Raw genomic sequence first — 10,902 nt, 5'->3', positions numbered from 1 at the left:
TGGAAAAAGACGGCTTTATTAATACCGGCGGTAAAATCAATCTGAATGATGGTAGCGCGGCAGCGACTGCCGCCCCGGGTTCATCCCATAAAGCAAATATTACCAGTGCCGTGGAGGCGCTGTTCCCGGCAAAAAAGGGGAGTAAGCAAGGGGCGGCGGTAAAAAAATCGCCACCTTCTTCTTCGGATACAGAAAGCCACCAGCGTGGCGACCTTTCAATGAAATATGAGACCGGAAGACGTCCAGGCCAATATGCTCAGGCTGCGGCAACCGTCTCATCCGGAAGAGGAGATCCTGGAGGTAAGTCTTATGGTGCTTATCAGCTTGCATCTTCAGCTAAAGGTGGACATCAGGTGCAGAAGTTTTTGCAAAATGAAGGCGCAAAGTGGAGTAAAGAGTTCAGTGGTATGAATCCCGAAAAGTCCGGCTCTTTTGAGAGTAAATGGAAAGAAATTGCTAACAGTCAACCTGACGAGATGTTCAATGCGCAACATGCTTTTATTGAGCGAACACACTTTAAGCCAGCACTTGAAAAAGTTTTAGATAATACGGGTGTTGACCTTTCGTTAAGGAGTGCTGCCGTACAGGACGTTGCATGGTCGACATCTGTCCAGCATGGTAAAGCGGCGGAAATGCTGACTCAAGCTGTTAATGAAGTTAAAGCCACAACGCCGGTAGATAATGTTAATTTTGACAGGGAATTTATTGACCAGCTGTACAGCAACAGAACAGACTATGTAAATAGCCTTTCTAAGCTAAATGAAAAAACTAAATCTGGATTAGTTAATCGATATCTTGATGAAAAAAACAGTGCGCTTAAAATGTTAACGGACGGGATGTAAAATGAAATTATTTATTGCTGCATTTATTGTGCTTCTGTTTTCGTTTACCGTGCAGGCTAAAGAGCAGGCTTATTCTGACAGCTATAATCAATGTATGGATAAAGCGGGCGGGGTGACAGTGTCAATGCGTAATTGTCTTGCGGATGAAATAATCGTTCAGGATAAAAGGCTGAATGATAATTACAGGAAGTTTATTTCGACAATGAGTGCTGATGTGAAAAAAAACTTTATTGATGCGCAGCGACAGTGGGTAAAATTCAGGGATTTAGACTGCAATGCTTTTGCCTCTCTGGAAGCAGGTGGAACGCTGTCTGCGGTTATTGCCGATAGCTGCTATCTGAAGATGACGGCGCAACGCGCCGATGATTTTAGCCAGTAAACCAAGGGCGGCAATGATAACGGTGGCCATAGCACCACCGTTATCATTGTTAACGGATGCTGGCACCACTAATGGTTTTTTATTCGCTAAAGAAATAGTTTTTTCCTTAATATTCTCACTGTTGCAGATATAAGAATAAACTGATGGTGTGCTGAAAATAGATCAAATACAACAGGCAGCCGTTATTGCCGATAATCAAAATAACCCCCGTGCGCCCGGCTGCTAAAGCCACAGAATAAAGACCACGCCCGCCAGCCTGCGGGTGCTGCTTTAAGGAGAGAGTTATGTTTGACCGTATCACCGTGCAGCTGCCGATGGACGGCCTGCTGTTCTGGCGTCTGAGTGGGCGCGAAGCGCTGTCACAGTCATTTGAACTGAGCGTGCAGCTGTTAAGCACCGACGCGCGCATTGAGCGCAAGGCGCTGCTCGGCCAGCCGATCGTCGTCTCCATTCCCACCCTGGGGCTGCTGAGCACGCGCTATCTGAACGGCAAAATCACCAAGGTCTCGGTCAGCAGCCAGGAGCTGGGCGGCACGCGCTATGCGGTGTACACCCTGGTGATGGAGCCGGATCTGTGGCCGCTGAAGCGAGATAAAAACCTGCGTATTTTCCAGGGGCAAACGGTGCCGCAGATCGTCAAAACCCTGCTCGGCGAGTACAACGTCAAACTCGAAGATCGGCTGACCGGCAGCTACCGCAGCTGGGAGTACTGCGTGCAGTACCAGGAGAGCAGCTTCAACTTTATCAGCCGCCTGATGGAGCTGGAGGGGATCTACTACTACTTCCGCCACGAGGCGGACGGGCACACGCTGGTGCTGATGGACGCGGCGCAGCAGCATCAGCCGTTCAGCGGCTATGAGGCGATCCCTTATCACGTCACGCCGTCCGGTGGCAGCACCAGCGAAGAGGGCATCGGCCTGTGGTCGCTGGAGGACAGCGTCACGCCGGGAATGTACAGCATCGACGACTACGACTTCCGCAAGCCGAACGCGTGGATGCTTCAGGCGCGGCAGAACCCGGCCTCGCCGCAGCCGGGGGCGATCGACGTCTACGACTGGCCGGGCCATTTTGTTGACCACGAGCACGGCGAGTTTTACGCGCGCATTCGTCAGGAGGTGTGGCAGGTGGAGCACCAGCAGATCAGCGCCGCCGGCACCGCGCTCGGGCTGGCGCCGGGCAACACCTTTACGGTGCTGAACGCGCCGTTTATCAGCGATAACGGCGAGTACCTGACCACGGAGGCGTACTACGATTTTGAAGAGAATCAGTACGCCAGCGGTGACGGTGGCAGCGGGACAAAACACAACATTGCCATTCGCGTTATTCCCTCCGGCGTGACCTTCCGCGCGCCGCCGGACACGCCGTGGCCGCGCACCCACGGGCCGCAGACGGCGAAGGTGGTGGGGCCGAAAGGGGAGTCGATCTGGACCGATAAATATGGCCGTATCAAGGTCAAATTTCACTGGGACAGGCTGGCCAAAGGCGACGATACCAGCTCGTGCTGGGTGCGCGTCTCCAGCGCCTGGGCAGGCCAGGGCTATGGCGGGGTGCAGATCCCGCGCGTGGGCGACGAGGTGGTGATCGACTTTATCAACGGCGATCCGGATCGGCCCATTATCACCGGCCGCGTGTACAACGAGGCGAGCATGCCGCCGTGGGCGCTGCCCGCCGCCGCGACGCAGATGGGCTTTATGAGCCGCTCGAAGGACGGCACGCCGGACAACGCCAACGCGCTGCGCTTCGAGGATAAGGCGGGCGAGGAGCAGGTGTGGATCCAGGCCGAGCGCAATATGGATACCCAGGTGAAGAATGACGCCAGCCACAGCGTGGGCAAAAATCACAGCCATTATGTCGGGGAAAGTGAGCTGCACCGGGTAGAGACGGATCGCGTACATGGCATTAAGGGGGGGGAACAGCTGCTGACCGGTAAAGGGAAAAGCGATGCTGCGGCAGAAACCTATGTGATTGGTTCCGGCACCACGCTGCGTCTTGAGTGTGGGGAAAGCGCCATTGAACTGACCGCCAGCGGCCAGATCAATATTGTTGGTAAGGGCTTTAATCTCTGCGTGGAAAAAGACGGCTTTATCAATACCGGCGGTAAACTCAATCTGAATGATGGTAGCGCGGCAGCGACTGCCGCCCCGGGTTCATCCCATAAAGCAAATATTACCAGTGCCGTGGAGGCGCTGTTCCCGGCAAAAAAGGGGAGTAAAGCTTCTACTGCACCGACTAAATGAATAAATTCTCCTGTTGGCAAAGGTGATAACTTCTCTAAGCTTTCGCCAATTATTTTGAAGCATGAAGGAGGTTATTCTAATCGAGCAGCAGATAAAGGAGGGCTAACAAATCATGGCATTGCATGGAACACATGGAAAAAATATGCCAAAGAAGATCTGGGGATAGATCCTACCCTTCCTGCTCTAAAAAAATGACCGCAGAGCAAGCTGAGGTCATCTATAGAAAGCGCTATTGGGAAGTGAGTGGGTTTAATGATATTAAAGATCCAAAAGGCTTTGTTGAATAAATCAGAATTCGGGTACGTATCCCTGTAGCTGGTTTTGTTTTCAGGCAATACGCATGCTTTCAGGCATACCTGCCTTCGTCATTTTGTTAAGTGCGCGCACCATGGCCATAGCTTCCGCAACCTGACCATCGTAGTCATGCAGCGTCAGTGAACCTCCAAACAACCGTTTTACCCGGTACATCGCCGTTTCCGCTATCGAGCGACGGTTTTAATCTGTTGTCCATTTCCACCGCGCATTACTCTCGGTCAGCCGCTGATTAGCCACTGCACGGTTACGGTCCGCGTATTCACCGGGCCAGTAACCCGCGCCTTTTCGGGGAGGGATAAGCGCGCTGATTTTCTTACGCCGCAGTTCATCGTGACAGAGTCGGGTGTCGTAAGCCCCGTCTGCCGCTGCTGCCCTGATTTTTCTGTGAGTCTGCCGGATAAGACCCGGGAAGGCTTCTGAGTCCGTGACGTTGTTCAGCGACAGGTCTGCACAGATGATTTCATGTGTTTTACCATCAATAGCCAGATGCAGTTTTCGCCAGATACGACGGCGCTCTTTGCCGTGCTTTTTGACTTTCCATTCACCTTCACCAAAGACCTTCAGCCCGCTGGAATCAATCACCAGATGTGCGATTTCACCCCGGGTGGGTGCTTTGAAACTGACATTAACCGACTTTTCCCGCTTACTGACACAGGTGTAATCCGGGCAGCGCAACGGAACGTTCATCAGGGCAAAAATGGAATCAATAAAACCCTGCGCAGCCCGCAGGGTCAGGCGGAATACGCGTTTAATCACCAGAACGGTGGTGATGGCGAGCTCAGAATAGCGCAGGGGTCTTCCGCGTGATGAAGGCGTAGCCGTCTCATACCAGGCCTGAATCGTCTCATTGTCCAGCCAGAAAGTGAGGGAGCCACGGTTGGTAAGGGCTTTGTTGTAGATGGGCCAGTTGGTGATTTTGAACTTTTGCTTTGCCACGGAACGGCCTGCGTTGTCGGGAATATGCGTGATCTGATCCTGCAAATCAGCAAAAGTTCGATTTATTCAACAAAGCCGAAGTATTGGTCAATGTTGCCTATGTATATGGGAAAATAAGAAAAAATTAAATTAAAGCCGGAAGCGATCCCTCAGATCCTTCCGGCTTTAACCTTCAGCCGTCCTTCACACCAGTATCTCGATAATCCACTCTTTAGCCTGCTCCAGCTGCTGCTCCATTTGTAACCATCCGGCATACTAGTAATGCCCATGAGGAGATCACTATGCGCAAAGTCTGTTATACCGGACACCAGATCATCGCCGTTCTCAAGCAGATGTTCGCCGATCTGAGCTTTGAGAGCAGGGCGCTGAAATATGTGACCGAATAAAACTCTGAAGCTGGCAAAAAAGCGGGAGCTGATAAAGCACGTGCGCAGACGTTTCTCTCAGCATCAGGTAAACCTGCCGGGCTTTTCGTTTTAGTTCTTCGGAATTTCCTTTTCATAACAAACGAAACTATATCTTTTAAACTTAATAAACAGGAGGCTATTATCGTTTTAAAAGTAGTCCTAGCACAAAAAAACCACCAAGTCCGGCGGTAATGATACCGATTGGTAACTCCTGAGGTGCGATAAATATTCGGCTCAGAAGATCCCCGCCCGACATCAAAATCGCACCAAAAAGAGCGACTACAGGTACTAATAGCCGATGACGCACGCCGCAAAGTGGGCGGGCTAGATGTGGTACCATTAGGCCAACGAACCCTATCACGCCTGTCAACGAAACCAATAATGACGTTGCTAGTGCACAGCCGAGGAAAATCTCAATTCGCAGAAGATTAAGGTTAATCCCCAGAGAAACGGCTGTTTGCTCACCAGCCAATAAAGCATCAAGCCATCGCCATCGCAGAGCAACTAATGCAAAAAGTAGCACCACGGCGGCCAGTGCAAAGCCAATGTTGTCCCATCTGGCCAATCCTAACCCCCCGAGAGACCAAAAAAGTACAGAGCTTGCGGCACGTTGATCGCCTGAAAAAACCAAATAATTGGTCAGAGAGCCAAACAGGAACGAAACCGCCAGGCCGCTAATTACCAGTTTTTCTGCCCCTTTAGCGCGCTGCAGTATAAACAACAGCATTACTGAAATTGAGGAAATAATCCCCCCAACAAAGGCCGAAGTAGGTAAGCCCCAGGATCCCAAATGGTCGCCGTATCGGGTAATTACTGCCACAGCGCCTGCGGATGCGCCGGATGAAAGCCCAAACAAAAACGGGTCGGCCAGTTCGTTTCGTGTGGTGGTTTGCAGCAAAGCGCCGACCATCGCCAGACCAGCACCTGTCAGTGCTGCCAATAAACTTCGCGGTAATCGAAGCTCAAAGACGATGCGACAGACCATATCAGGAACCGGGACGTGGTAAAGCCCTAGTGATGACAAAACCTGCGAAATGGGCAGAGGAACACTGCCCACCACGACGCTCAATAACATCAAAATGATTAAAGTAATTAGACTTATAATAATTATTAGAAAATAGCGAAAATGACTCATTTTTGATGGCTTTTTGTTCGTTCGAGAACATTAGCGATCTTCTCCACTGCATCGATATTTGACGGTCCCGGCGTTAACTCGGTGTATTGCAGTTTCACATAATGATGGTTCTTCACTGCTGGCGTCTGTTTCATCAATGGGTGAGATTCCAGAAAATGCTGTAATGTCTCCGCTCCGCCTCCAGTCTGGTAATCCAGCAAAATAATCACGTCAGGTTGGTTATTCGCCACGCTTTCCCAAGAGGTGGTGACCCAACTGGCATCTAAATTGTCCATGATGTTTTTGCCACCGGCAGCCTCGATGATCGCGGTTGGCATGGCATATTTACCGCTGGTAAAGGGTTTGTCCTCACCTGAGTCATACACGAAGACTTTGAGCGGTTTTTGTTGATCTGTCTTCATTTGTACCGCTGCTACTCTGGCTTTCCAGGAAGCAACTAATTTTAAGGCTTGTTCGCGCTTTCCGAAAATTTCTCCCAATTTCATCTCATCACCATAAAGCAGGTCCATGGTCGCTCGGGGACGACGTTTATCCACAAACGTGCAGCTTTCGCTCAATACTAATGTTTTTATACCGTAATGGGCTAATGATTGTGGTGTCACATCACCGCCGATTTTCATTCCATAATTCCAGCCTGCGAAAAATAGGTCGGGTGTTACCGCTAATAAAGTTTCTAACGATGGATACTTAGCTGCCAGTTCAGGAATACTCCCTTGATTTAACTTAAAATCCGGCGTGATTTTGTACCATCCGCTAACGCCAGTGATACCAACAATATGGTTTTGCAAGCCCAAAGAAAATGCCATTTCTGACATATTTAAATCGTTGATAACCGCACGCTGGGGTGCTTCAGTAAAAGTTAGAGGCTGCCCGCAACTCTCAACGGTTACGGGAAAGTCAGCAGAATAACTTATGCAGGGAAATAGCATAATCGATATTAAAAAAAGTAATTTTTCTATTATATTTTTTATAAAATATTTACTTATTATACACATGAAGATGCCTCAAAAATAAGGATGGGATGCCCGGTTATAGGATGGGTGACGGTGTGACTTTTCATGCCGAACACCGCGTTTATTACTTTCGAGGACAGCGCATGTTTTGGTCTGGCGCATGTCACCATTCTGCCTTTTTCCATTACGACGACCCTGTCGGAGAAAGGTTCAATGAGCGGCAAATCATGCAATACAGCGATAGTCGCAATTCCCTTACTGCGTACTAGTGACAACAAGGTTGAACGACTTAGCGGGTCGAGATGATTGGTCGGTTCATCAAGTAATAGCAACTTGGGAGTTTGAGCAAACGCGCGAGCCAGGGAGGCGCGCTGTTTTTCACCGCCAGATAGCGAACCTATAAGCCGATTGCGCAAAGAGACAAGCCCAGTATCAGCGAGCGCTTGATCAATGCAACGTCTATGATGAACATAGGAACAGCAATGATGGTGTGGGATTCGACCAAGTGCCACATAATCTTCAACCATCAACCTCGGGTCGGCCGGATCGTCTTGTGCAACTAATGCGATGTTTTTGGCTCTATCCTGCCGTGAGTAACGATCCAGCGGCTGGCCATTCAGCACAATACTTCCTTTCCTGATCGCGAACTCACTTGCCAGTGCACGTAACAAGGTTGACTTACCACTTCCGTTCGGTCCGATCACTGCCAAACACTCACCACGGCGAAGAGAGAAGCTCACTTTGTTGACGAGAAGTTGGCCGCTATGAGTGCAGATATCCAGACTATTGACACAAAGAACACTCATGCAAAAAATCCTCAAGCTCAAATCATATTGCAATGTTATAACATAACAATTGCAGAATGCAAAATATGATTCCCATATACTTCAGTGGATTTTAAAAAATATAATAAACTTATTAATTTTTTCCGAGCATAGAGTCTTTTTCTGCATCACTTAAATACATGACTCCACCACCAGTGGGAACTTTTTCCTAGCGGAGAGGGCGCGCCACCTTATAATTTCTCGCAGTGCATTTTTCTTCTTGGAGCAGGTGTAACCATCCCGAATAATAATGCCATTCTCTTCCAGTGACCGTAAGATTAGTATAATAACTGGGGTGATGAAGAGGTGATATTTAAGGCTTACCTCACTGAGGGAAGGAGCCTTTTTTAGGCGGGTTGATATTTAACTCTTATATTAAAACCTTAGAAGATCTGAATTGCGAAAAACGATTGCTTGGTATTTCCGATAAAAAGTGATCTCCCGTCAGTCGTCGTATCGGCGTGCTATTCCTGCTGCTGCCACGCCAACATCTCTGTCATCCGCCATTCTTAGAAAGAGTACTGCAGGCCGGCTGTCGTGATAAAGTTATCGCTTTCAATACCGCTGCTGTTCTCTATGCTAAATGTCTCGCCTGTGCCGTAATCATTGACAGACATACTGTCTTTTTTGTTGCTTGTGCGGTTCCATACTCCCTCCACATAGACTTTTACATTGGGCATTAAGTCATAACCCGCGTTCCCGGCAACAGAGTAAAAATTCGGGTTCTTAATATTCGATCTGAAGGTTGTATTTGTCAGGTAATGTTCATCGTTGTCGGATGCGCGCACCCATCCACTATATTTAAAGCTGCCGCCGAACTCGAAACGCTTATAACGGTAGCTGCCGACAAGGCCGATATAGGGCATTTTAAAACGCTGCTTGTAGCCGATGACTACCCTCCTGCACGGGAAAGTCCCAATGTCAGTGAGGCCGGTCTCGTCATCAGTATAGTTGTAGGCTCCACCGGAGGCCGTAAAGCTGTAGCGGCTTTCCTGATAGCCAGCCATCACGCCAAAACGATAATCAGGCTCCTTTAATAACCATCCTTTTAGATTGAAATCAAATTCGTTTGCATAGTTTAAGCGGGTGTCAGGATGACTGCTGTAGTCTGTCCATGCATCCTGACTTTCATCCAGCCAGTCGGTGTCGTCCATATAACCCCCCGGCTGGCAATCGTTGTCCAGCCAGAAGCGCCAATCGATACCCTTTGCATTAAATCCCAGTCAACAGAACCTTTAATGATCGCAGCGTTATCGTATTGCCAGTTAAGCTGGCTGATCTTACGTTCACCGAAATCGGAGTCGTAAACCCGTTCTTTGATCTTACCGCTCAGGCTACCCAAGCCTATATCTCCGGTAAAACTTCCAAGTATAAAAATTGATTGTCAATATCGGCCACGGCAGCAAAAGAAACGGTTAAGGCAATGGTGAGTGCCAGAATGGAAACTCTCATTAATTAGATCCTTAATAAATTAGTAAAGAGTTTTATGTTTGAAATGACGAAGAGAGTCCACAACTCACCATTGAAAATTCAGGTGATGTTTAGCTCGTTATCTGAATTTCGCAGGTCTGCGGTATCTAATATCCCTTAACCTGAGTTTTCGTTGCCGTTAGCATCAGGATCCTAATAATTTTATTGCAGACAATCAACAGGGTGGAAAACGTGATGCGAGACCCGCCAGGTGGCGGCGGATCTCGCTATGATCAAAAAACGAGTGAGATTCCGGAGCGGCCTTATTAGCCTTAGCACCTGGATCCGCTATTTAAACGTGACATCCACATTTGCCGTGGCGCGAAAGAACCCGGTTTTTGGGGCGTTATTCAGCCAGCGCAGACTGGCAATAAAATCATTTTTTGCCACGCTGCCATTGACATAACCCAGCGCTACGTTGGTGTTTAGCGGAATAAAGCTGTTTGGCGCATTGGCGGGGGCGACGGAAATGCCAAATCCGCTGTCGGCACCGGGTAAAATCATATCAGTGCCGCTGGTAGCATTGGTGGTACTAAAGCTGACATTCATCATCTTACCCTGGCAGTCTTGTCCCGCATTGCGATCGGTTAAATTCGCCTGAACGGAGAACGGGAGCTGTTTTTCCGTTTTTCCCGCCTGCGCATTGTGTGCCTGAATAGAACCAAAATCCACCCCCGCACCGTTATTTGCCACCACGTTAATTTGCGGTTTACAGGAGGTAAACTGGATATTTGTCAGCCCGCCGAGGTAAACATAATAATCTGAGGATAAGGAGCGACTATTTTCCACACCTATGTCAAATAGAGCATATTGCCCAGCGTTGTTGATATGCCCATCCGCAGGTGGTGTCTGACCCGTTGCTTTGAGTATAATAGAAAAATTGACCGAAATAGCTGTTGGGCCGCAGAATCCTGCACTACAAAAAAGTGTTTGACCAGTCGAGAATTGGCCTTGTGTACTGACCTTGAGATCAGCATTGAGATAGTTCACATCTACCTCAATCGATTTGTCAATTTGCCCAATTACGCTCTCTGGGTTAAATTTCAGAAAAATAGTTCTTTTATTAACATCTGATGGGATTCCAAAACATGATAATGCGATGTTTAACGGATCGGAACGCCAAATTACCGTTCCCGGTGTTAATTTATCGGTGGGGAATCTAATGGTCGGAACCAGATGTGTGTAATAGTCTACAGAGCCAGATGATTTAGCTTTACATTGAATATCAGCCAGAGCACTTTGCGAAAACAGACATAAAATCACCGCCAGCAGGACAGAACTGAAATACGTTTTTATTTGTCTTAAGGTAATATACATTGAATAAATCCTTATCGGGATAACTTATACTTTTTTCTGACTGATTAACCCGGGCTACAGCATCGCCCGGGGTGCAGGGAATAATGA

Annotated in this window: 9 protein-coding genes and 2 pseudogenes; 5 read left to right on the top strand and 6 right to left on the bottom strand. The window is 48.6% G+C overall.

All coding sequences use genetic code 11. The annotated features are described in order from the left end of the window. The 5 genes from EPIR_RS18925 to EPIR_RS19240 all read left to right on the top strand — a co-directional run. The coding region (locus EPIR_RS18925) for a VgrG-related protein (protein WP_048697737.1) at positions 1-842 on the top strand (842 nt) is incomplete at its 5' end. A 1-nt stretch (position 843) separates the two neighbouring features. After that, positions 844-1,221 (top strand): lysozyme inhibitor LprI family protein, encoded by a 378-nt coding sequence (locus EPIR_RS14335; protein ID WP_023656182.1) that lies wholly within the window; start codon positions 844-846, stop codon positions 1,219-1,221. A 284-nt stretch (positions 1,222-1,505) separates the two neighbouring features. Beyond that, positions 1,506-3,458 carry a type VI secretion system Vgr family protein gene (locus EPIR_RS14330; protein WP_023656180.1) on the top strand — a complete coding sequence of 651 codons (1,953 nt, stop codon included), beginning with the start codon at positions 1,506-1,508 and terminating at the stop codon, positions 3,456-3,458. Positions 3,459-3,512: 54 nt separating this feature from the next. Next, the gene (locus EPIR_RS19210; RefSeq protein ID WP_277302538.1) at positions 3,513-3,653 is read left to right on the top strand and encodes a glycosyl hydrolase 108 family protein; all 141 of its coding nucleotides are present in this window, start codon (positions 3,513-3,515) and stop codon (positions 3,651-3,653) included. Continuing rightward, positions 3,590-3,745: a glycosyl hydrolase 108 family protein gene (locus tag EPIR_RS19240; protein WP_338043465.1), complete on the top strand. Its 156-nt coding sequence runs from the start codon at positions 3,590-3,592 to the stop codon at positions 3,743-3,745. The genes EPIR_RS19210 and EPIR_RS19240 overlap by 64 nt, the downstream gene beginning before the upstream one ends. Before the next feature lie 40 nt (positions 3,746-3,785). On the opposite strand, the pseudogene EPIR_RS14325 reads toward EPIR_RS19240, so the two are convergent. The 6 genes and pseudogenes from EPIR_RS14325 to EPIR_RS14300 form a co-directional block, all read right to left on the bottom strand. Next, positions 3,786-4,754 (bottom strand): annotated as a pseudogene (locus EPIR_RS14325) (IS5 family transposase). 501 nt (positions 4,755-5,255) lie between these two features. Then, positions 5,256-6,251 (bottom strand): FecCD family ABC transporter permease, encoded by a 996-nt coding sequence (locus EPIR_RS14320; protein ID WP_023656176.1) that lies wholly within the window; start codon positions 6,249-6,251, stop codon positions 5,256-5,258. Then, positions 6,248-7,180: an ABC transporter substrate-binding protein gene (locus EPIR_RS14315; RefSeq protein ID WP_048697744.1), complete on the bottom strand. Its 933-nt coding sequence runs from the start codon at positions 7,178-7,180 to the stop codon at positions 6,248-6,250. Before EPIR_RS14315 ends, EPIR_RS14320 begins: the two co-directional genes overlap by 4 nt. A gap of 56 nt (positions 7,181-7,236) precedes the next feature. Then, a complete protein-coding gene (locus EPIR_RS14310; RefSeq protein ID WP_023656174.1) occupies positions 7,237-8,010 on the bottom strand; it encodes an ABC transporter ATP-binding protein in 774 nt (257 codons plus the stop codon). A gap of 527 nt (positions 8,011-8,537) precedes the next feature. Further along, positions 8,538-9,370, bottom strand: a pseudogene (locus tag EPIR_RS14305) (omptin family outer membrane protease). Between the two features lie 416 nt (positions 9,371-9,786). After that, complete coding sequence (locus EPIR_RS14300) at positions 9,787-10,815, bottom strand: fimbrial protein (RefSeq protein WP_023656171.1); 1,029 nt, start codon at positions 10,813-10,815, stop codon at positions 9,787-9,789. Positions 10,816-10,902 lie beyond the last annotated feature (87 nt).

Origin of the sequence: Erwinia piriflorinigrans CFBP 5888 (genome assembly GCF_001050515.1) — a bacterium.
Lineage (GTDB): Bacteria > Pseudomonadota > Gammaproteobacteria > Enterobacterales > Enterobacteriaceae > Erwinia > Erwinia piriflorinigrans.
Note: the sequence above shows the minus strand (reverse complement) of the source record. Positions and strands in the feature narration are given on the sequence as shown.